This is a genomic window from Curtobacterium sp. 320 (assembly GCF_031455235.1).
Classification (GTDB): Bacteria; Actinomycetota; Actinomycetes; order Actinomycetales; family Microbacteriaceae; genus Curtobacterium.
This window is the reverse complement of record NZ_JAVDSI010000027.1, coordinates 1-21678: the sequence shown is the minus strand read 5'-3', so window position 1 is coordinate 21678 and position 21678 is coordinate 1. Positions and strand designations below refer to the sequence as shown.

21 protein-coding genes and 3 tRNA genes are annotated in these 21678 nt (G+C 70.8%); 19 read left to right on the top strand and 5 right to left on the bottom strand.

Going from position 1 to position 21678, the window contains the following annotated elements; translation table 11 throughout:
- Positions 1 to 169 precede the first annotated feature (169 nt).
- The 3 genes from J2X60_RS18875 to J2X60_RS18865 all read right to left on the bottom strand — a co-directional run bounded on the left by J2X60_RS18875 (position 170) and on the right by J2X60_RS18865 (position 448).
- A tRNA-Phe gene (locus J2X60_RS18875) sits at positions 170 to 242 on the bottom strand.
- Between the two features lies 1 nt (position 243).
- Positions 244 to 320: transfer RNA gene (locus J2X60_RS18870), tRNA-Asp, on the bottom strand.
- A gap of 55 nt (positions 321 to 375) precedes the next feature.
- Positions 376 to 448, bottom strand: a tRNA-Glu gene (locus J2X60_RS18865).
- Positions 449 to 749: 301 nt separating this feature from the next.
- Between J2X60_RS18865 and J2X60_RS18860 the strand changes: the two genes are divergently transcribed.
- Positions 750 to 2021 carry a M23 family metallopeptidase gene (locus J2X60_RS18860; RefSeq protein WP_092388610.1) on the top strand — a complete coding sequence of 424 codons (1272 nt, stop codon included), beginning with the start codon at positions 750 to 752 and terminating at the stop codon, positions 2019 to 2021.
- 73 nt (positions 2022 to 2094) lie between these two features.
- Positions 2095 to 3516, top strand: coding sequence for an NlpC/P60 family protein (locus J2X60_RS18855; RefSeq protein WP_309889691.1), 1422 nt, complete (start codon positions 2095 to 2097; stop codon positions 3514 to 3516).
- Between the two features lie 93 nt (positions 3517 to 3609).
- On the opposite strand, the gene J2X60_RS18850 is transcribed toward J2X60_RS18855, so the two are convergent.
- On the bottom strand, positions 3610 to 4101 hold the full coding sequence (locus J2X60_RS18850; protein WP_070417329.1) for an inorganic diphosphatase: 492 nt from the start codon (positions 4099 to 4101) through the stop codon (positions 3610 to 3612).
- A gap of 51 nt (positions 4102 to 4152) precedes the next feature.
- On the opposite strand from J2X60_RS18850, the gene tilS reads away from it, so the two are divergent.
- The 15 genes from tilS to J2X60_RS18775 all read left to right on the top strand — a co-directional run bounded on the left by tilS (position 4153) and on the right by J2X60_RS18775 (position 17103).
- A complete protein-coding gene (gene tilS / locus J2X60_RS18845) occupies positions 4153 to 5172 on the top strand; it encodes a tRNA lysidine(34) synthetase TilS (protein ID WP_309889689.1) in 1020 nt (339 codons plus the stop codon).
- A gap of 9 nt (positions 5173 to 5181) precedes the next feature.
- Positions 5182 to 5733 carry a hypoxanthine phosphoribosyltransferase gene (gene hpt, locus J2X60_RS18840; protein WP_070417327.1) on the top strand — a complete coding sequence of 184 codons (552 nt, stop codon included), beginning with the start codon at positions 5182 to 5184 and terminating at the stop codon, positions 5731 to 5733.
- 121 nt (positions 5734 to 5854) lie between these two features.
- Positions 5855 to 7840, top strand: a complete 1986-nt coding sequence (gene ftsH / locus J2X60_RS18835; RefSeq protein ID WP_070417326.1) for an ATP-dependent zinc metalloprotease FtsH — start codon at positions 5855 to 5857, stop codon at positions 7838 to 7840.
- 6 nt (positions 7841 to 7846) lie between these two features.
- Positions 7847 to 8821, top strand: a complete 975-nt coding sequence (gene folP, locus J2X60_RS18830) for a dihydropteroate synthase (RefSeq protein ID WP_309777864.1) — start codon at positions 7847 to 7849, stop codon at positions 8819 to 8821.
- Complete coding sequence (folB, locus tag J2X60_RS18825) at positions 8818 to 9219, top strand: dihydroneopterin aldolase (RefSeq protein WP_261646086.1); 402 nt, start codon at positions 8818 to 8820, stop codon at positions 9217 to 9219. Before folP ends, folB begins: the two co-directional genes overlap by 4 nt.
- Entirely contained in the window at positions 9216 to 9761 is a 546-nt protein-coding gene (gene folK / locus J2X60_RS18820) for a 2-amino-4-hydroxy-6-hydroxymethyldihydropteridine diphosphokinase (RefSeq protein ID WP_229085861.1), read from the top strand. Before folB ends, folK begins: the two co-directional genes overlap by 4 nt.
- Entirely contained in the window at positions 9758 to 10249 is a 492-nt protein-coding gene (locus J2X60_RS18815; RefSeq protein ID WP_070417323.1) for a DUF3180 domain-containing protein, read from the top strand. Before folK ends, J2X60_RS18815 begins: the two co-directional genes overlap by 4 nt.
- Before the next feature lie 130 nt (positions 10250 to 10379).
- Positions 10380 to 10901 (top strand): PH domain-containing protein, encoded by a 522-nt coding sequence (locus J2X60_RS18810; protein ID WP_070417322.1) that lies wholly within the window; start codon positions 10380 to 10382, stop codon positions 10899 to 10901.
- Between the two features lie 9 nt (positions 10902 to 10910).
- Positions 10911 to 12713 (top strand): PH domain-containing protein, encoded by a 1803-nt coding sequence (locus tag J2X60_RS18805; protein ID WP_309889685.1) that lies wholly within the window; start codon positions 10911 to 10913, stop codon positions 12711 to 12713.
- Positions 12710 to 13402, top strand: coding sequence for a DUF2520 domain-containing protein (locus J2X60_RS18800; protein WP_309889683.1), 693 nt, complete (start codon positions 12710 to 12712; stop codon positions 13400 to 13402). Before J2X60_RS18805 ends, J2X60_RS18800 begins: the two co-directional genes overlap by 4 nt.
- 55 nt (positions 13403 to 13457) lie before the next feature.
- Positions 13458 to 14978 (top strand): lysine--tRNA ligase, encoded by a 1521-nt coding sequence (gene lysS / locus J2X60_RS18795; protein WP_309889681.1) that lies wholly within the window; start codon positions 13458 to 13460, stop codon positions 14976 to 14978.
- 41 nt (positions 14979 to 15019) lie between these two features.
- Positions 15020 to 15223 carry a hypothetical protein gene (locus tag J2X60_RS18790; RefSeq protein WP_031262806.1) on the top strand — a complete coding sequence of 68 codons (204 nt, stop codon included), beginning with the start codon at positions 15020 to 15022 and terminating at the stop codon, positions 15221 to 15223.
- A gap of 73 nt (positions 15224 to 15296) precedes the next feature.
- A complete protein-coding gene (locus J2X60_RS18785) occupies positions 15297 to 15461 on the top strand; it encodes a hypothetical protein (protein WP_309889680.1) in 165 nt (54 codons plus the stop codon).
- A 63-nt stretch (positions 15462 to 15524) separates the two neighbouring features.
- Positions 15525 to 15692 (top strand): hypothetical protein, encoded by a 168-nt coding sequence (locus J2X60_RS18780; RefSeq protein WP_156794796.1) that lies wholly within the window; start codon positions 15525 to 15527, stop codon positions 15690 to 15692.
- Positions 15693 to 16032: 340 nt separating this feature from the next.
- Positions 16033 to 17103, top strand: coding sequence for a sigma-70 family RNA polymerase sigma factor (locus tag J2X60_RS18775; RefSeq protein ID WP_309889672.1), 1071 nt, complete (start codon positions 16033 to 16035; stop codon positions 17101 to 17103).
- Positions 17104 to 17267: 164 nt separating this feature from the next.
- Here J2X60_RS18775 and J2X60_RS18770 read toward each other — a convergent pair whose 3' ends face one another.
- Positions 17268 to 18200, bottom strand: coding sequence for an NAD(+)/NADH kinase (locus J2X60_RS18770; RefSeq protein ID WP_070417317.1), 933 nt, complete (start codon positions 18198 to 18200; stop codon positions 17268 to 17270).
- 71 nt (positions 18201 to 18271) lie between these two features.
- Between J2X60_RS18770 and J2X60_RS18765 the strand changes: the two genes are divergently transcribed.
- Together J2X60_RS18765 and J2X60_RS18760 are read left to right on the top strand one after the other, a co-directional pair.
- Complete coding sequence (locus tag J2X60_RS18765; protein ID WP_070417316.1) at positions 18272 to 18748, top strand: Clp protease N-terminal domain-containing protein; 477 nt, start codon at positions 18272 to 18274, stop codon at positions 18746 to 18748.
- A 261-nt stretch (positions 18749 to 19009) separates the two neighbouring features.
- Complete coding sequence (locus J2X60_RS18760; protein WP_070417315.1) at positions 19010 to 21526, top strand: ATP-dependent Clp protease ATP-binding subunit; 2517 nt, start codon at positions 19010 to 19012, stop codon at positions 21524 to 21526.
- Positions 21527 to 21678 lie beyond the last annotated feature (152 nt).

Below are 21678 nucleotides of genomic sequence, written 5' to 3'. Positions count from 1 at the left end.
CTTGGGCCGGGGTTTGTGGGGGGGGCTCTTGCGGGGGTGGGGGTTGGGGGGGGGGGGCCCCCGGGGGGGGGGGGGGGGGGGGGGCCCCCCCCCCCCCCCGCCTCCTGGACGTGGTCGCGTCACGACCAACGCAAAAAGGCCCCCTACCGGAGTAGGGGGCCTTTCACCGTGGCTGGACACGGCATCGATCCGTGGACCTTTCGATTTTCAGTCGAACGCTCTACCAACTGAGCTATCCAGCCGTGGCGACCCTGACGGGACTTGAACCCGCGACCTCCGCCGTGACAGGGCGGCACGCTAACCAACTGCGCTACAGGGCCATGTTGTGTTGTGTTGTTCGGTAGTGCTCTGCTTGCTTGCTCACTCTGCGAGGAGTGACCCCAACGGGATTCGAACCCGTGCTGCCGCCGTGAAAGGGCGGTGTCCTAGGCCACTAAACGATAGGGCCGCAAGCGGTGCTTCGCGCTACCGATGGACAAGCATACGGATGCCCCGCAGGATTCACAAATCGAGCGGCTCCGCGGCGGAATCCCCGGCGTGTCGCGGTGTCGCCGCCCGGGCGCAGGGCTTCACTCACCGTGGGGCACCAGGCCCCGATTCGTGCTGTCGATGTTCCGATGCGACCATCGTCGTCGGTCCCGTGCCCCTCGTGCGAGGGGGTGTGCGGGTGCGACACCTGTTGTTACTGTTGCGCTTGTTAACAGTGTTACGTGCGTGAGCCTTGCCGCGCTGTTACGAAATCGAGATGTATGTCGACCTCACCATCGCTCTCACTCCGCCCCCGTCCCCGCCGCCGCTTCATCGCCGCCGCGGTCGCCGTCGCGCTCACCGCTGGCACCCTCGCGGCCCTCGCCCCGGTGACCTCGGCCAGTGCGGCGTCGTACCCGAGCTGGTCGGACGTCGAGAAGGCCAAGGCGTCGAAATCGGCCCAGCAGGCGAAGGTGACCCAGATCAAGGGGCTCATCGCCGACCTCACGGCGAAGGCCTCCGCGGCGCAGAAGTCCGCCGAGGCCGCCGGGACGGCGTACCAGACCGCGCAGACGAAGTACGACGACGCGACGCTGACCCAGAAGAAGCTGCAGTCCCAGGCGGACGACGCCGAGAAGACCGCGACCGCGTCCGAGGCGCAGGCCGGTCAGCTCGCGGCACAGCTCGGGCGGGCGAGCGCGAACGACGTCACGACCGACATCCTCACGCACCCCACGAAGTCGGGTGACCTGCTGTACGAGCTCGGTGCGATGTCCAAGCTCAGCGAACAGGCCGACGGCATCTACGCGCAGGCGTCGCAGGACCGCGGTGTGGCCCAGGGCCTCGCCGACAAGGCGGACCGCGCCAAGGAGGCCCTCGGCGACCTCGCAGACCAGGCACAGCAGAAGATGCAGGCCGCACAGACCGCCGCTGACCAGGCGCAGTCCTCCGTGGACGCCCAGGCGGACAACAAGGAGCGACTCGAGGCGCAGCTCACCCTGCTGACCACGAGCGAGCAGAACGTCGAGGCGCGCTACAACAAGGGCGTCCAGGTGGAGAAGGCCCGGCTGGCCCGCATCGCGGCAGCGGCAGCGAAGGCCGCGGCGACGAGCCAGGGCGGGACCGGTGGCGGTTCGCCGAACTCGTCCGGCTGGGTCCGCCCGACCGGCGGGTACCAGACGAGCCCGTTCGGCTACCGACTCGACCCGTACACGAAGAACTACGCCCTGCACGCCGGCGTCGACCTCGCTCCCGCCTGCTACGCCCCGATCTACGCGGCGGCGTCCGGCACGGTGACGTTCGCGGCGAACGGCGGCGGCTACGGCAACGAGGTCGTGCTCGACAACGGCGGCGGCATCTCGACCGCGTACGGGCACATCGTCGACGGCGGCACGCTCGTGTCGGTCGGCCAGCACGTCACCGCCGGGCAGCAGATCGCCAAGGTCGGTTCGACCGGGTGGTCGACGGGTTGCCACCTCCACTTCGAGACCCGGGTGAACGGTTCCGCCGTCGACCCGGTCCCCTTCATGGCAGCGCGGGGGATCTCGGTATGACCGTGTGCGCGCCCGAAAGGCCCTGAACGCCGTGAAGCACTCCGCTCGCACCCTGTCCTGTGGGATCGCGGTGGTGGCCGTCCTCGGGATCGGTCTCTCCGTCGTGGTCGCCGGCCCGGCCCAGGCGGCACCGTCCGCCCCGAGCTGGGACGACGTGCGAGCGGCGAAGGCAAACACCGCCGAAGCCCAGTCCACCGTCGACGAGCTGAGCACCCGGCTGCAGACCCTGCAGGACGCTGCCGACAGCGCACAGGTCGCCGAGCTCCAGGCCGGTCAGACGTACGCCCTCGCGGCGTCGCAGCAGCAGGACGCGCAGGCGACCCTGGACGACCTCAGCGCGCAGTCCAAGCGGGCGGAACGGACGGCGGACGCCTCCGCGCAGCAGGTCGCCGGCCTCGTGGTCGAGCTGTCGCGCACCGGCGGCGGGGACCTGTCCGCGGCGATGCTCATCGACTCGCGGGACTCCAAGGACCTGCTCTACCGGGTCGGCACGATGTCGCACCTGTCCGAGCGCTCCGCGACCGTCCTCGCCCAGGCCCAGGCGGACCAGAACACCGTCGACGCGATCGCCGCGCAGCAGTCCGCCGCGACGAAGGCCCTCGCGAAGGCGACGGACACGACGAAGGCCGCCCTCGCCGAGGCGAACGACACCGCGGCGTCGGCGCAGGCCCGCGTGCAGCGTGAGCAGGACCAGCAGGACGAGGTGCTGCAGCAGCTCGCGTACCTCAAGGGCACGAGCGTCGCCACCGAGGCCGCCTACTGGACGGCGCAGCAGGCGAAGCGGGCGGAGGCGCAGCTCGCGTCGACCACCGGTGGCTCCGGGGCGACCGCGGCCGCGGGCACCGGCACCGGCTCGGGTGGGGGCGCCGCGAGCAGCACGCCGAGCACGGGCGGCGGCACGAGCACCCAGCCGGGCACCGGCGGCGGCACGAGCACTCAGCCGAGCACCGGCGGCGGCACCACCGGCGGCAGCAGCTCCGGCGGCACCAAGCCCAGCACCCCGGCCACACCGTCGAAGCCGAGCACCCCGACCACTCCGACCACCCCGTCGAAGCCGAGCACGCCCACCACCCCGACGACCCCGACCGCACCGAGCACGCCCTCGAAGGCAGCCGGCGCGATCGCCTACGCCCGGGCACAGATCGGCGACGCGTACCAGTTCGGCGGTGCGGGCCCGAACACGTGGGACTGCTCCGGCCTCGTGATGATGGCCTACAGCTCGCAGGGCATCGCCACCGGTGGGCACAACGTCGTCTGGCAGTACAACTACTTCAAGTCGATCGGGCGCCTCGTGCCGATGTCACAGCGGCAGCCCGGCGACATCCTCTTCTACTCGTACAACGGCACCGTCAACGAGGCGTACCACGACTCGATCTACACCGGCAACGGCATGATGGTCGAGGCGGCGAACCCGCAGCGCGGCGTGCTCGAGCGGGCGATCTGGACCCCGGGCCAGCTGCTGCCCTACGTCGCACGGCCGAGCGGTTCGCTCTAGCCGCGCGCAAGAACGACGAGTGCGCACGAGGGATCGTGCGCACTCGTCGTCAGGCGGTGCAGTCCCGGTCGAGCCGGAACGGGACCGGGAGCGTCAGTGACCGGCGGGCACGTACGCGGCCTGGCCGGCCGTGACGATCGCCTCGGCCTCGGCGGCGTCGCCCCAACCCTCGGCCTTGACCCACTTGTTCGGCTCGAGGTCCTTGTAGCGCTCGAAGAAGTGCGCGATCTCGGCCTTCGTCTGCTCGTCGACGTCCGAGATGTCCTGGATGTGCGCCCAGCGCGGGTCCTTCGCGGGGACCACGAGGACCTTCGCGTCGTTGCCGGCCTCGTCGCTCATCTTGAAGACGCCCACCGGGCGGACCTTGACGCCCACACCGGGGAACGTCGGGTACTCGAGGAGCAGCAGCGCGTCCACGGGGTCACCGTCGTCGGCCAGGGTCTTCTCGAAGAACCCGTAGTCGGTCGGGTACACGAACGAGGTGAACAGCACGCGGTCGAGGTACACGCGACCGGTCTCGTGGTCCACCTCGTACTTGTTGCGGCTGCCCTTGGGGATCTCGACGACGACGTCGTACGCGGCCATGTTGCGCTCCTGGTCTGATGTGCGGGAAGAAAGCGCGGCTAACGTTACCGGGTGAACACTCCGCGTCCCCGGCTCGACCCTGCGGTCGCCGACACCCGTCGCGCGGTGCGCTCCTTGCTCGCGCGAGCGCTCGACGAGGGCACGGTGCGCCCCGGAGACCTCGTGCTCGTCGCTCTGAGCGGCGGACCGGACTCGCTCGCGCTCGCCGCGGCCACCGCGTTCGAGGCGCCGAAGCAGGACCTGCGAGCAGGGGCGGTGGTCGTCGACCACGCACTCCAGGCGGGGTCCGAGGCGGTGGCGAGCCGCGCCTCCAGGCAGGCGTCCGAGCTGGGACTCGCACCGGTGACCGTCCGTCGTGTCGCCGTCGGTTCCGCGGGCGGTCCCGAAGCGGCGGCTCGGGAGGCGCGGCACGCGTCGATCGCGCTCGTCGCGTCCGACGTCGGGTCACCCCTCGTGCTGTTCGGACACACGCTGGACGACCAGGCCGAGTCCGTGCTGTTGGGCCTCGCCCGCGGGAGCGGCCCGGACTCGCTGTCCGGCATGGCGCCGTTGACGCGGCGCCAGGCGGGGCCGGCCTACGGGCGGCCGCTCCTCGGCGTCCGTCGACACACGACGCGGCAGGCGTGCGCCGCCGCCGGACTCGCCCCGTGGGACGACCCGCAGAACGCGGACCCGGCCTTCGCGCGCGTCCGCGTCCGGAACGTGCTCCTTCCCGCGCTCGAACGCGAACTCGGCGCCGGTGTGCCCGAGGCCCTCGCCCGCACCGCCGACCAGCTCCGCGAGGACTCTGCCGCGCTCGATCACTTCGCCGAGGAGATGGCCGAGGACCTCGCCGAGCACTCGGAGGCCGGCATCTCGCTGTCCGTGCGGGAGCTCGCGGCCAACCCGCCGGCCCTCCGGCAGCGGCTCGTGCGGCTGGCGGTGGAGAGCGAGTTCGGCGTGACGCTGTCCCGCGTGCAGACGCTCGAGGTGTGCCGCCTCGTCACCGACTGGAGCGGGCAGGGGCCGATCGACCTGCCGGGCGTGCAGGCGTCGCGATCGGGCGACCGTCTGGCCTTCACCGCCGGTTAGGCTGGGGTGGTGGAACTCTCCGACGTCCAGGCAGACCTGTCCGAAGTCCTCTTCACCCCCGAGCAGATCGACGACAAGCTCGCCGAGCTCGCCGCGGTGGTCGACGCCGACTACGCGGGGCGCGACCCACTGCTCGTCGGTGTCCTCAAGGGTGCCGTGATGGTGATGGCGGACTTCTCGCGCCACCTCAAGATGCAGGCGCGCATGGACTGGATGGCGGTGTCGTCGTACGGCTCCGGCACGAAGTCGTCCGGCGTGGTCCGCATCCTCAAGGACCTCGACACCGACCTGCACGGGCGGGACGTCCTCATCGTCGAGGACATCATCGACTCCGGTCTGACGCTGTCGTGGCTCAAGCAGAACCTCGAGTCCCGCGGGGCCGCGAGCGTCGAGATCGTCGCACTGCTGCGCAAGCCTGAGGCGGCCAAGGTCGAGGTCGACGTCAAGTACGTCGGTTTCGACATCCCGGACGCGTTCGTGGTCGGCTACGGGCTGGACTACGACGAGCGCTACCGCAACCTGCGCGGGGTCGGGGTGCTCGCACCGCACGTCTACAGCTGATCCTGGCGGCGGGTGGAGTTCGCCCGCAGAGGACACCCATTCTCGCCACAGAATCGCAGCCGTATGCTGATCAGCACGCAACTTCGGCAGAGAAAGGTGTCGGGCGCTCTGCCCGGATCACATGGACTTCAAGCGCATCCTTCGCGGGCCGTACATCTACGTGCTGATCGCGATCGTGGGGATCTGGATCGGATGGGCTGTCATCAGCCAGTCCGGCACGCAGCAGATCGACACGCAGAAGGGCCTCCAGCAGCTCTCCGACGGCAAGGTCTCCTCCGTGGTGGTGAACTCCACCGAGCAGCGCGTCGACCTCACCCTGAAGGACGGCAACGCGCACGAGCAGTTCTACTACTCGACGCCGCGCGGTGAAGAGGTCATCCAGGCCGTCAACGACGCGAACCTGCCGAAGGGCTACAACGACACCGTCCAGCAGTCGAACTGGTTCCTCTCGCTGCTCGGCATCCTCCTGCCGTTCCTCATCATCGGTGCCCTGTTCTGGTTCCTCCTCGCCAACGCCCAGGGCGGCGGCTCGAAGGTCATGCAGTTCGGCAAGTCCCGGGCGAAGATGAACAACAAGGAGAACCCGCAGGTCAGCTTCGCCGACGTCGCGGGCGCCGACGAGGCGATCGAGGAGCTCCAGGAGATCAAGGAGTTCCTCAAGGAGCCGGCGAAGTTCCAGGCCGTCGGCGCCAAGATCCCGAAGGGCGTGCTGCTGTACGGCCCTCCCGGAACCGGCAAGACGCTGCTCGCCCGAGCCGTCGCCGGTGAGGCGGGCGTCCCGTTCTACTCGATCTCCGGTTCGGACTTCGTCGAGATGTTCGTCGGTGTCGGTGCGAGCCGTGTCCGCGACCTCTTCGAGCAGGCGAAGCAGAACTCGCCCGCCATCGTCTTCATCGACGAGATCGACGCCGTGGGTCGTCACCGTGGCGCCGGCATCGGCGGCGGCAACGACGAGCGCGAGCAGACGCTGAACCAGCTCCTCGTCGAGATGGACGGCTTCGACGGCAAGACCAACGTGATCCTCATCGCGGCGACGAACCGTCCGGACGTCCTCGACCCGGCGCTCCTCCGCCCCGGTCGCTTCGACCGCCAGATCGGCGTCGACGCCCCGGGCCTCGCCGGCCGTCAGCAGATCCTCGAGGTGCACGCGAAGGGCAAGCCGCTCGCCGCGAGCGTCGACCTCGAGCTCCTCGCCCGCAAGACGCCGGGCTTCACCGGCGCCGACCTGGCGAACGTCCTGAACGAGGCCGCGCTCCTGACGGCCCGCTCGAACGCGCAGCTCATCGACAACCGCGCCCTCGACGAAGCCGTCGACCGCGTCATGGCCGGACCGCAGCGACGCACGCGCATCATGTCCGACCAGGAACGCCTCATCACGGCCTACCACGAGGGTGGTCACGCCCTCGCGGCCGCTGCCATGCGCCACACGGACCCGGTGACGAAGATCACGATCCTCCCGCGCGGCCGTGCCCTCGGCTACACGATGGTGCTCCCGCTCGAGGACAAGTACTCCGTCACCCGCAACGAACTGCTCGACCAGCTCACCTACGCCATGGGTGGTCGCGTCGCCGAGGAGATCGTCTTCCACGACCCGACCACGGGTGCGTCGAACGACATCGAGAAGGCCACCGGCACCGCGCGCAAGATGGTCACCGAGTACGGCATGAGCCGTGCCGTCGGGTCCGTCAAGCTCGGCTCCGGGTCGAGCGAACCGTTCGTCGGCCGCGACATGAGCGGCGGGACCAGCCGCGATTACTCGGAGAACATCGCCGAGACGGTCGACGCCGAGACCCGTGCCCTGCTCGAGGCCGCGCACGACGAGGCCTACCAGGTGCTCAACGACAACCGCGACATCCTCGACCGTCTGGCCGGCGAGCTCCTCGAGAAGGAGACGCTCGACGCCCCGGAGCTGGTCGAGATCTTCAAGGACGTCCGCAAGCTGCCGGAGCGGCCGCAGTGGCTCTCCAGCGACAAGCGTCCGGTGAGCAACCTGCCTGCCATCGAGGTGCCGGGCAAGGCCGCCTCGACCGCGTCCGAGCAGTCCGACCACGAGTCGTCGAAGCCCCGTCGCCGTCCCTTCGGCAACCCGGGTATCGCCCCCGCGTAGGCCGGCATGACGGACCTGCCGACGAGGCGCTCGCGTCGGCTCGCCGAGGTGAGCCAGGCGCGGGCAGCAGCAGCCGAGCCGCCGACGGTCGCGATCGACCTCCGGGCACCAGCACCGGTGCCGGAGATCGTGACCGGTCGGCGGCGCGACCGCGATCGCGGTGCGCCGACCGACGACCGGACCCGAGTGATGGGGATCCTCAACGTCACGCCGGACTCCTTCAGCGACGGCGGGCTGCACCAGGCGTACGACGCCGCGGTGCAGCACGCCCGGGAACTCGTCGCCGCCGGGGCCGACATCGTCGACGTCGGTGGGGAGTCGACCCGGCCGGGGTCGGAGCGCGTCCCCGTCGAGGTCGAGCAGCAGCGGGTGCTCCCGGTCGTGCAGCAGCTCGTGGCCGAGGGCATCACGGTGAGCGTCGACACGATGAACGCTTCGACCGCCGAGCGTTCGGTGGACCTCGGCGCCGCCATCGTGAACGACGTCTCCGGTGGGTTGGCCGACGACGACATGGCGCGCGTCGTCCGTGACACGGGTGCCGGGTTCGTCGTCATGCACTGGCGTGGGCACAGCGACCGGATGTACCGCAACGCCGAGTACGTGCACGCCGTCGACGAGGTCCGGCGCGAGGTCGAACTCCGCGTCGCCGAGCTCATCGTCCTCGGGGTGCGCCAGGAACAGGTCGTCATCGACCCGGGCCTCGGCTTCGCCAAGCAGGGCGTGCAGAACTGGGAGATCCTGGCGGGCTACGAGCGGTTCGCGTCGATCGGCCTGCCGGTGCTCGTCGCCGCCTCGCGCAAGCGCTTCCTCGACGGGGTCGGCAGCGCTGCCGGCGCCGCCCCGAAGGAGCGCGACCTCGCCACCGCCGCCATCAGCCTGCTCTCCGCCGAGCGCGGGGCGTGGGGTGTGCGCGTGCACGACCCGGCACCGACCCGTGCCGTGCTCGACGTCTGGGACGCCTGGAGGGCAGCTCGATCGTGAGGGACACCATCCGACTGACCGGGGTCCGCGCACGCGGCCACCACGGGGTCTTCGACCACGAGCGCGCCGACGGCCAGGACTTCGTGGTCGACGTCGCCGTCGAGGTCGACGCCCGCGCCGCGTCCGGCTCCGACGACCTCGACGAGACCGTGCACTACGGCGTGCTCGCCGAGCAGGTCGTCGCCGAGATCGAGCGCGACCCGGTCGACCTCATCGAGACCCTCGCCGAGCGCATCGCCGCCGCTGTGCTGACGCACCGTGCGGCCCTGGCGACCGAGGTCACGGTGCACAAGCCGCAGGCGCCCATCACGGTGCCGTTCACCGACGTGTCGATCACGATCCGCCGGACCCGTGGCGGCGTCCGTGCCGCCGGGTCCGACGTCGAGGAAGAAGAGTGAGCCGGGCGGTCGTCGCCCTCGGCGCCAACCTCGGCGACCGGGGGAGCACCCTGCGCGCCGCCGCCGCCGCGATCGTCGCCCTCCCCGGGGTGCGTCCGGTGGCCTCCAGCCGCGAGGTCGAGTCGGTCGCCGTCACGCTCGACGGCCCGGACACGACGAAGCCCCGGTACCGGAACGCCGTCGTGGTCGTCGACACCGACCTCGAGCCGCAGGAACTCCTCGACGCCTTGCATGGCATCGAGGACACCCACGGCCGCACGCGCGAGGTCCGCTGGGGCGACCGGACGCTCGACCTCGACCTCGTGGCGTACGACGACCTGTCCCTCGACACCGTGACCTTGACGGTGCCGCACCCGCGAGCCGGCGAGCGGGCGTTCGTGCTCGCGCCGTGGCACGACGCCGACCCGGACGCCGTCCTGCCGGGCGTCGGGCCGGTCGCCGACCTGCTCGAGCGGGTGGGGGACGACACGGAGCGCGTCGACGAGCCGCGCCTCTTCGACGAGCCGACCCGCGCCTCCAGGCCAGAGACGAGCGATTCGTGAAGCCCACCCGCGCCTCCACCCTGCTCAGCGTCGCCGTCGTCGCGGCGGTCGCCGGCTTCGCCCTCGACGCCGTCCTGGCGTCGCGGCAGGCGCCGACGCTGTTCCTCGCGACACCCCTCGGCGTCACCCTCGCCTTCATCGGCATCGCCGTCGTCCTGATGGCCCGGCCGGTCCGTCGGCACGCTCGCGACGGCGCGTCCCGGTCGCACCCCGTCGACCCGCTCTACGCGATCCGCGTCGTGGTGCTCGCGAAGGCGTCGAGCATCGCGGGCTCGCTGTTCGGCGGGTTCGGCGCGGGCCTGCTCGTGTACCTCCTGACCCGCTCGGCCTTCCCTTCGCTAGGCTCGGTCCTGCCGAACGCCGTGGCGGTCGGGGGTGGACTCGTGTTGACGGTGTGCGCACTCGTCGCCGAACGCATGTGCATCGCTCCTCCTGGGGACGATGACGACGACGACCTCCCCCGGGGCGGCACGACGCAGGCGCACTGACACCGGGGCGGCACGACGCCGGCGCACCGACACCGGGGCGACATGACGCCGGCGCACCGACACCGGAGCGGCACGACGCACGCGCACCGACCCGGTGCACCCAGCACGACCCGACCGCAGGAGGCCCGCGATGCCGCGTGAACGACTCGACGAGCCCGGTCTGGGACTGACCGGCACCACCTGGACCCGGGTGTCGCCCAAGCTCGTCTGGACCGAGCTCGTCACGACGATCGTGATCGGGCTCGTGGTGACGGCCGGCTGCGTCATCATCGGCGTCGTCAGCGGCGGGTTCTCCGGCACGGCCGGCACCGTCTGGACGCTGATCGGCATCGCGGTCGCGATCGTCACCCTCGTGACCGCCATCCTGACGCCGCGACGGGTGCGGGCGATCGGGTACGCCCTCCGTGACGACGACCTCGTCCTCCGGCGCGGCCTGATGTGGCAGCGGTTCACCGCCGTCCCGTACGGCCGCATGCAGCTCGTCGACGTCAACCGCGGGCCGCTCGACCGGGTGCTCGGCATGAGCGAGCTGAAGTTCGTCACGGCGGCCGCGTCGACCAACGTCCGGATCCCCGGCATCCCCTTCGCCGACGCCGACGAGCTGCGCGACCGGCTCGTCGAGCTCGCCGAGTCCCGCCGCGCCGGGCTCTAGGAGGGCCGCATGACCTTCCGACCCGGCCCGCCGCCGCCCGCTCCGCCGCACCGGGGCAACGCCGCCGCTGCCGCGCCGCTCACCGACGGCGAGTGGCACCGCATGCACCCGCTGACGCCGCTGCTCAAGGGCGGCATCTTCCTCATCGTGATCCTCGGCTACGTGCTGAACAGCCTGCGGGACCAGCTCGTCGAGTTCTTCATCCCCGGCGGTGGCCCGCAGGACGACGGCGACCCCGTGCGGTACGTCTACGAGCACGGCGTCGTCGGCTGGGTGCTGCTCGGCGTGGCTGTGCTGTTGCTGGTACTCCTTGCGTTGTTCACCCTCTCCTGGCGCATGCACGAGTTCCGGGTGACCGGCGAGATCGTCGAGGTCCGCTCGGGCGTGCTCTTCCGGACGAACCGCAAGGCCCGGCTGGACCGCATCCAGGGCATCAACATCTCGCGGCCGCTCATCCCGCGGATCTTCGGCACCGCCAAGCTCGAGATCGCCCAGGCCGGCAACGACGCGAACGTGCAGCTCGCCTACCTCGGGGTCACGGCTGCGGACGACCTGCGGCAGCGCATCCTCGTGCTCGCCTCCGGGGCGAAGGACGACGAGCGGCAGCACGACCCGGCCCGGGCGTCGAACGGCGTGCTGCAGGACCGTGTCGACGAGATCTTCTCGCCGGAACTCGACCCCGCCGCGGTCCGCGCGACGCGCATCGTGAAGGTGCACCCCGGCCGGCTCATCGCGTCGATGCTGCTCTCCGGCACGACGGTGTTCATCCTCGCCGCGGTCGCCGCGATGATCGTCAGCGTGGCGCTCACCGGCGAGTACGGGATCCTCTTCGGCCTGTTCCCCGCGGTGATCGGCGCCGGCGGGTACTACGTCCGGAAGTTCTCCCGCTCGCTCCAGTACACGATCGCCGAGACCCGCGACGGCATCCGGATCGGCTTCGGGCTCGTGTCCACCTCGAACGAGACCCTGCCGCCCGGCCGCATCCACGCCGTGAGCGTCGCGCAGCCGCTGCTCTGGCGGCCGTTCGGCTGGTGGGACGTCCGGATCAACCGTGCGACGAACGCCGGCAACGGGGCCTCGAACAACCAGCAGGTCTCGTCGATCGTCCTGCCGGTCGGTACCGCGCGCGACGTCCGCGAGGTCCTCGACATCATCCTCCCCGGCCTCGTCGGCACCGCCGTCGCCGGTCCCGCCGCCTCGCAGGAGCAGCTCCGCGAGGGCTCGGCCGAGGCCGTCGACGTCGTCGACGACAGCCTCACCACCACGGGCGACCGCGGCGGGTTCGTGCACTCCCCGCGCCGGGGCGCCTGGCTCCGCCCGTTCGCGTTCCGCCGCAACGGCTACCGCTTCGTCCCGGGCGCCGTCCTGCTCCGGCTCGGTGCCGTCTGGCGCTCGCTGGTCATCGTGCCGCTGCCGCGCGTGCAGAGCGTCAAGGTCTCGCAGGGGCCGCTCGAGCGTGCACTGCGGCTCGCGTCGGTGCACGTGCAGACCGTGCAGGGCCCGGTCTCCGCGAGCATCGGTGCGCTGGACGCGCGGGACGCGCAGCAGCTGTGGTCGGACACCTCGGCCCGCGCGGTCGAGGCGGCTGCGGCCGACACCTCCCACCGGTGGCGCGAACGGGAGGCGCGGCTCGCCCCCGTCGCGCCGGCCGCGGCCCCGGAGTGGTCACCAGGACGACGAGTGGACGCGGTGGACCGCGAGCAGTCGTCGCCAGAGCGCGCACCCGGCGGCGCCGAGCCGGTGCGGCCGACCGGCACCGTGCCTCCTGGATCGCCCTGGGGCGACACCCCGCCGCCGGGAGCCGCGCGGTGAGGGCGGGGCGGCTGGGAGTCGGCGTCCTCGGTGCCGGACGGGTCGGACCCGTCCTCGGAGCAGCGCTCGCGAACGCCGAGCACGCCGTCGTCGGTGTGACGGCCGTGTCCGAGGCCGGACGCGACCGCGCCGAGGCGATGCTCCCCGGCGCACCCGTCCTCGAGACCCCGGACCTCGTCGAGCGCAGCGAACTCGTGCTCCTCGCCGTGCCGGACGACCAGCTGGCCGACCTCGTGCAGGGACTCGCGGACGCAGGGATCTGGCAGCCGGGGCAGCTCGTCGTGCACACCAGCCCGGACCACGGCGTGGGCATCCTCGCACCGGCGATGGCCGCGGGGGCGATCCCGCTCGCGATCCACCCCGCGATGGCGTTCACGGGCACCAGCGTCGACCTCGTTCGGCTCCGTGACGCGTACTGCGCCGTGACCGCACCGTCGCCCGTGCTCCCCATCGCCCAGGCGCTCGTCGTCGAGATGGGTGCGGAGCCGTTCGTCGTCACCGAGCGGGACCGCCCCGCCTACGCCGACGCCGTCCGCGCCGCGGTGAGCTTCTCGACCGCGATCGTCGACCAGTCCGCCGGCACGCTGTCCGGCATCGGGGTCGAGTACCCGGGCCGGGTCCTCGGCGCACTGGTCCGCACGGCCGTCGACAACGCGCTCGCGGCGGCCGACGGGCAGGCGACGCTCTAGTCCGGCCGCGCTGTACGATTTCGGGGACCCCCACGACCATCGGAGCCGCACCAGCATGACCGACGAGACCGCACCCGCCACCGAGCCCTCCGCCGCCGAGATCGCCGCGGCGGAGACCAGCGAGCAGCGACAGGTCCGGCTCGACAAGCGGGCGAAGCTCCTCGAGTCGGGGATCGAGGCGTACCCGGCCGGCCTGCCGGTCACCACCACCATCCCCGCGGTCCGTGCGCAGTACGCGCACCTCGAGACCGGCGAGGAGACCCAGGACGTCGTCGGGATCGCCGGCCGCATCGTGTTCTCGCGCAACACCGGCAAGCTCTGCTTCGCGTCCCTGCAGTCCGGCGACGGCTCCCGCATCCAGGCGATGGTGTCCCTCGCCGAGGTGGGCGAGGAGTCGCTCGCGCGCTGGAAGGAGTTCGTCGACCTCGGCGACCACGTGTTCGTGCACGGCCGGGTGATCTCCTCGCGGCGGGGCGAGCTGTCGATCATGGTCGACGACTGGCAGATCGCGGCCAAGGCGATCCTGCCGCTGCCGAACCTCCACAACGGACTCAACGAGGAGACGCGGGTCCGCCAGCGCTACCTCGACCTCATCGTGCGCGAGGAGGCCCGGGCCACCGTCCGCGCCCGTGCCGCGGTGATGTCGTCGCTCCGGCAGACCTTCGCTGGTCACGACTACCTCGAGGTCGAGACCCCGATGCTGCAGACCCAGCACGGCGGTGCCTCGGCGCGCCCCTTCGTCACGCACTCGAACGCGTTCGACACCGAGCTGTACCTCCGCATCGCGCCGGAGCTCTTCCTCAAGCGCGCCGTCGTCGGCGGCATCGACCGGGTGTTCGAGGTGAACCGGAACTTCCGCAACGAGGGCGCCGACTCGACGCACTCGCCCGAGTTCGCGATGCTCGAGGCCTACCAGGCGTACGGCGACTACGAGCAGATGGCCGACCTGACCCAGGAGCTCGTGCAGAACGCCGCGCGTGCGGTGACCGGCGGCTCGCTCGAGGTCACCTGGGCGGACGGCACGACGTACGACCTCGGCGGCGAGTGGCCGCGCATCGACATGTACGGGTCGCTGTCCGAGGCGGCCGGGCGCGAGATCACCCCGGAGACGCCGTTGTCCGAGCTACGGGCGCTCGCCGATGCCGAGGGCGTCGAGGTCGCGCACGCCACGCACGGCAAGTACGTCGAAGAGCTCTGGGAGCACTTCGTCATCGACTCGCTCGACCGTCCGACGTTCGTGATGAACTTCCCGGTCGACACCTCGCCGCTGACCCGCGAGCACCGCAGCCGCCCGGGCATCGTCGAGAAGTGGGACCTCTACGTCCGTGGCTTCGAGCTGGCGACGGCGTACTCCGAGCTCGTCGACCCGGTCGTGCAGCGGGAGCGGTTCGTCGAGCAGGCGAAGCTCGCTGCGGGCGGCGACCTCGAGGCCATGCGCGTCGACGAGGAGTTCCTGCGGGCACTCGAGCACGCGATGCCGCCGTCGGGCGGCATGGGCATGGGCATCGACCGGCTCCTCATGGCCATCACGGGCCTGGGCATCCGCGAGACGATCCTGTTCCCGTTGGTGAAGTAGGACCCAGCTGGCGGCGCCGTGCCGGGGGTTAGGATGCTCGGGTGCCGCATGGAGTCGTGACCGGGATCATCTTCGCCCTGACGCCGACCGTCGTGGTCGGCCTCATCTTCTGGTTCGTGATGCGTGCCATCATGCGGGCCGACCGCACCGAGCGTGCCGCGTACGCCAAGGTCGAGGCCGAGGAGCGTGCCCGCTTCGAGCGTGAGCACGGCGTGCCGGCACCGGCGCCTGCCTCTGCGGAGTAACCCGCTCCCGATCAACAGGCCGCCCGCGGCCGACGTCACCTGGTGTTCACCGCGCGGTGCGACCCTGGCGTGCATGCGCGCGACCCCGGACGGCAGGGACCCCGAGCCCGAGCCCGACCCCGACCTCGCCGACCTCGATCCCGATGACGCCTTCGGGCACCCGGCGGTCGCGGATCCCGCTCGCGACGACACCGTGTGGCCCGACGGTGAGGGCGACGACGACGACATCGACGTCTGAGCGTCCGGACACCGTCACCGGCCGTTCACCCCGACGTCGTCTGCCGGGGTGAGCATCGTCCGCATGTCCATCACGCAGATCATCTCCGGTGGTGTCCTCGCGAACCGCGGGGGCGTCTTCACCGGCCGCAGCCTCGTCGGCGACATCGAGAGCGAGTACGACGAGTTCGACCGAGACGCCGACCTCGAGGTCTCGAAGCGTCGCGAGGGGTGGCTCGAGCCCTCCTGGTGACCCCCGCCCGTTCGGTTTTCGGGGTACGACGACCGGATCGCCACGATCCGGACCGCCGTACCCCTTTTTTGTGTCCACTGGACGCGGCGGCCCGGGGTACAGGATCGGAAACGAGCAAGAAACATCGATGCAACGCCGGAAACACGGCGAAATCCCCTTGATTCTCGACCATGCGGGGGACCAGACTGACGACAGGCTGTACCCCTCGGGGGACGGTATCCATGGTGAAGCACGGAGAAGCCTGAGAATCGATCCGATCGGTTTGTGGGGTACACCTCCGGAACGCTTTACTCGTGACACCCCCAACGAGGTCATCACCCGTCGAACGCAGGGAGTCATCATGACGATCGCAACCGCAGCACCCAAGACGACGACCACCGGCACCACCGCACGTCGCACCAAGAAGACGACCGCAGCGACGGCTCCGGTCACCGCGGTCGAGACCACCACGCTCGACACCGAGGTCGAGGCCGACGAGCAGCTCGCGGGTGTCCGCGGCGCCTCGGTCGACCAGGTGGGTGACTACCTCCGCCACATCGGCCGCCTCTCGCTCCTCACCGCCGAGGAAGAAGCCGAGATCGCCCGCCGCATCGAGGTCGGCCTCTTCGCCGGGGAGAAGCTCGCCACCGAGAAGGGCCTCGCGAAGACCCTGCAGCGTGAACTGCGCTGGCTCGTCCGTGACGGTGAGCGCGCCAAGGAGCGCATGATCACCTCGAACCTCCGCCTCGTCGTGAGCATCGCCAAGCGCTACTCGCAGCGCGGCCTGCCCTTCATGGACGTCATCCAGGAAGGCAACCTCGGCCTGGTCCGCGCGGTCGAGAAGTTCGACTTCACGCAGGGCTACAAGTTCTCGACGTACGCCACCTGGTGGATCCGTCAGGCGATCTCCCGCGGTCTCGCCGACAAGGCCCGCACGATCCGCATCCCGGTCCACACGGTCGAGCTGATCAACAAGATCTCCCGCACCGAGCGCGACCTCACCGTCGACCTCGGCCGCGCGCCCATGCCGGACGAGGTCGCGGCCGAGCTGAGCATGAGCGTCGACGAGCTCGTCGACCTCAAGGGCCGCTCGCACGAGCCGGTGTCGATCCACACGGTGGTCGGCGACTCGGACGACAGCGAGCTCGGCGACTTCATCGAGGACGAGGACGCCGCGTCCCCGAACGAGCTGACCGAGACGACGCTGCTCCACCGCGACATCCGCTCGATCGTCGCCGAACTGCCGAGCGACGAGGCGAACGTGATCCGCATGCGCTACGGCCTCGACGACGACAAGCCGATGACGCTCGACGAGATCTCGAAGATCGTCCACACGACCCGCCAGGCGGTCAGCCGTGTGGAGTCCCGTGCCAAGCTGCGGCTCTTCGCCAAGGCGGTCTCGCAGGACATGCAGCTGTACCTGACCGACTAGGTCAGCGGACTTCGGCCGGCGCGTGAGTGTCGGCACGGGGAACCGGGTCGTTCTGTGGGAAGACGATCCGGTGGGGTGATGGGACGGCCCGCTCGCGCTTCGGCGTGAGCGGGCCATTCACGTTCCCGGAACCGAGCGGTGCGCCGGGCGCAGGGCGCGGTCCGCTACTCCTCGACCTCGCGCCCGAGCTTCTGGCGGAGGTCCTGGGGGATGAGCTCGATGAGCTGGTCCGGTCGCACGGGCAGGTCGAGCAGGCTGAGCTTCACGCGTCCGGTCCGCCCGTGGCGCTCGGCGTCGAGTCGGACCACGCTGCCGGCGTCCTTCCGCAGCCGCACGTCGATCTGCGCACCGGTGGCGACCTCGCCGACGACGAGTCCGTCGACCTCGAGCGCTGCGCTGCGGGTGCCCTCGGCGATGTCGAACCGGTAGCGCTCGCGAGCGGCGAGGACCACGGCACGGTCGATCCCGGCCATCGGCGCGACCGGGGTCACGACGGAGCCGGACAGCGCGGGGGAGAGGACGGGGCCGCCGGCGGCGTAGTTGTACGCGGTGGACCCGGCAGGGGTCGCGGCGACGATGGCGTCCGCCCGGTAGTACCCGTACCCGAGCCCGCCGACGCTGAGGTCCGCGGACACCTGGCCGGCGCCCGGTCGTCGCACGATCGTGAGGTCGTTGAACGCGAGGTAGTCGGTGCGGGCTCCGCTCCAGAACAGCCGGGCCTCGAGGGCGTGGTGCGGTTCGAGCTGGTAGTCGCCGGCGGACAGTCGCTCGAGCGCGACCTCGAGCTCGGGCGGCTCGATCTCGACGAGGAAGCCCACGTTGCCGTAGTTGACCCCGAGCACCGGCACCGGACGCTTCGCCACGAGCCGCATGGCCCCGAGCATCGTGCCGTCCCCGCCGAGTGCGACGACGAGGTCGACCTCCTCCGTGAAGTCCTCGTCCCCGATCACGTCGACCCCGCCGCCGATGCGCTGGACGTCGGCGCGGCGGGCGACGAGGCGTCCGCGGCCGGAGGCGTTCCAGCGCTGCAGGGTCGCGACGGACTCCTGCACGTTCTTGGTCGGGTGGACGACGAGTCCGACGACGGGCTGCTCCATGGTCGCGATCGTACCGATCGCGCCCGGGATCTCCTCTGGCGGACCGCTCACACATGAGATATTCTGCATGTATGCAGATCGCCACGCTCTCCGTCGCCCTGCCCACACTTCGGCACGGACGCGAGATCGTGCTCCTCGCGGAACAGGAGTCACTGGAGACCGGGTTCGGCTTCCTCGACGCCGAACACCTCCTCGTCGCCGCGGTCACGCTCTGCAGCGGGATGCCCCGCTTCCTCGACGTCCTCGACGCGCACGGCGTCACGCCGGACCGCGTCCGCACCGCCAGCAGTGCCTTCGTCGGCGCCGGGGCACCCGGGCCGGTCTCGCCCGACCGGGTCACGTGCACGCCGGCCGCGGCGCGGGTGCTGGCACGCGCCGCACAGCTCGCCGGCCCGGCGGAACGCGTCCGACCGCACCACGTGCTGCTCGCGGTGCTCGACGGCATCGACGACCCGTTCACGGGGGCCGCGCACGACGTCCTCGACGGTCTCGGTGTCGACCCGCGCCGCTTCCGCCGCGCCCTGCGTCGCGCCGCACGACGCGCCTGACGCACCCCGCACCCGCCCCGCGCCGACCCGCGGCCCGCGGCCCGCGCCGACCCGACACCCGGCGCGACCCGCCGCGCGACCCCCGTGAGCACCACCGGGCGCAGGCTCCTGGGCGGACCCGCACCGCGCCTCCCGACCGTCCCCTGTTCACCGGACGCAACGAGGTCACGCCCACGGCGAACAGGGGCAGACCACCCGGGGTGCGCTGGTTACTCTCGATGTACGTCACCGGACTTCCACGAGCCCGGCAAGGGAGAGCACATGTTCGAGAGATTCACCGACCGAGCCCGTCGTGTTGTCGTCCTCGCTCAAGAAGAAGCGAAGATGCTCAACCACAACTACATCGGCACCGAGCACATCCTCCTCGGCCTCATCCACGAGGGCGAGGGCGTCGCCGCCAAGGCGCTGGAGTCGCTCGGCATCTCGCTCGATGCCGTCCGCGAGCAGGTCCAGGACATCATCGGGCAGGGCCAGCAGCAGCCGACCGGGCACATCCCGTTCACGCCGCGCGCCAAGAAGGTGCTCGAGCTGTCCCTGCGCGAGGCGCTGCAGCTCGGCCACAACTACATCGGCACCGAGCACATCCTCCTCGGCCTCATCCGCGAGGGCGAGGGCGTCGCCGCCCAGGTGCTCGTCAAGCTCGGCGCGGACCTCAACCGCGTCCGTCAGCAGGTCATCCAGCTCCTGTCCGGCTACCAGGGCAAGGAAGCGGTCGCCGTCGGCGGCGAGCAGCAGCAGAACGCCCAGCAGGGTTCGCAGGTCCTCGACCAGTTCGGTCGGAACCTCACCCAGGCGGCGCGCGACGGCAAGCTCGACCCGGTCATCGGCCGCGAGAAGGAGATGGAGCGGGTCATGCAGATCCTCTCCCGCCGCTCCAAGAACAACCCCGTCCTGATCGGTGAGCCCGGCGTGGGCAAGACCGCCGTCGTCGAGGGCCTCGCCCAGGCGATCGTCAAGGGCGACGTGCCCGAGACGCTGAAGGACAAGCAGCTCTACTCGCTCGACCTCGGGTCGCTCATCGCCGGGTCCCGTTACCGCGGTGACTTCGAGGAGCGCCTCAAGAAGGTCACGAAGGAGATCCGCACCCGCGGCGACATCATCGTCTTCATCGACGAGATCCACACCCTCGTGGGTGCCGGTGCTGCCGAGGGCGCGATCGACGCCGCTTCCATCCTCAAGCCGCTGCTCGCACGCGGTGAGCTCCAGACCATCGGTGCCACCACGCTCGACGAGTACCGCAAGCACTTCGAGAAGGACGCCGCACTCGAGCGTCGCTTCCAGCCGGTGCAGGTCAACGAGCCGTCGCTGCCCCACGCGATCAACATCCTCAAGGGCCTGCGCGACAAGTACGAGGCGTTCCACAAGGTGTCCATCACCGACGGCGCGATCGTCGCCGCGGCGAACCTCGCGGACCGCTACGTGCAAGATCGCTTCCTGCCGGACAAGGCGATCGACCTGATCGACGAGGCCGGTGCACGTCTCCGCCTGTCGATCCTGTCGGCGCCGCCGGAGCTCCGCGAGTTCGACGAGAAGATCTCGGCGGTCCGCGGGCAGAAGGAAGCCGCGATCGAGGAGCAGGACTTCGAGAAGGCCGCTTCGCTCCGTGACGAGGAGAAGAAGCTCCTCGGCGAGCGTCTCCGCCTCGAGAAGCAGTGGCGTGCGGGTGACGTCGCCGCGTCCGGCACCGTCGACGAGGGCATCATCGCCGAGGTCCTGGCGCAGGCCACGGGCATCCCGGTGTTCAAGCTCACCGAAGAGGAGACCTCGCGGCTCGTCTTCATGGAGAAGGCACTGCACGAGCGCGTCATCGGTCAGGAAGAGGCCATCTCGGCCCTCTCCAAGACCATCCGCCGCACCCGCGCCGGCCTGAAGGACCCGAACCGTCCCTCCGGCTCGTTCATCTTCGCCGGCCCCACGGGCGTCGGGAAGACCGAGCTCGCCAAGGCGCTCGCCGAGTTCCTCTTCGACGACGAGGGTGCGCTGATCTCCCTCGACATGTCGGAGTTCGGCGAGAAGCACACCGTCTCGCGACTCTTCGGTGCCCCTCCCGGGTTCGTCGGGTTCGAGGAGGGCGGCCAGCTCACCGAGAAGGTGCGCCGCAAGCCGTTCTCCGTGGTCCTCTTCGACGAGATCGAGAAGGCCCACCCGGACATCTTCAACTCGCTGCTGCAGGTCCTCGAAGAGGGTCGTCTGACCGATGGTCAGGGCCGCGTGGTCGACTTCAAGAACACCGTCATCATCATGACCACGAACCTCGGTTCGCAGGGCATCGCCGGTGGCCCGGTGGGCTTCCAGGTCGAGGGTGACTCCGGTGTCGGCTACGACCGCATGCGCTCGAAGGTGAACGAGGAGCTCAAGAAGCACTTCAAGCCCGAGTTCCTCAACCGCGTCGACGACACGATCGTGTTCCCGCAGCTCTCGCAGCCCGAGCTGCTGCAGATCGTGGACCTCTTCGTGAAGCGCCTGGCGGACCGCCTGCTCGACCGCGACATGACGGTGGAGCTCACGCTCGCCGCCAAGGAGCAGCTCATCAAGGTCGGGTTCGACCCGGCACTCGGTGCCCGCCCGCTCCGCCGCGCGATGCAGCACGAGGTCGAGGACCAGCTGTCCGAGCACATCCTGCAGGGTGAGCTCACGGCCGGCGACCACGTGAAGGTCGACTTCACCGGTGGCGAGTTCCAGTTCGAGACCGGGCGTCAGCCGGGTCGCGAGGAAGTCCTCGCCGGCGCGGCCGCCGTCGAGGCGACGGACACGCCGCAGGGCGAGATCGAGTCCTAGGACCCGGTCACGGACATGACGGGAGGCGCGGGGGCCGCGGGGCCCCCCCCCCCCCGCCCCGGGGGGGGGGGGGGCCCCCCGGGGGGGGGGCCCCCCGGGGGTTTGGGGCGTAGAGGGTGGCGGGGGGCCGCCCGGGGGGGGGCGCACGGCCG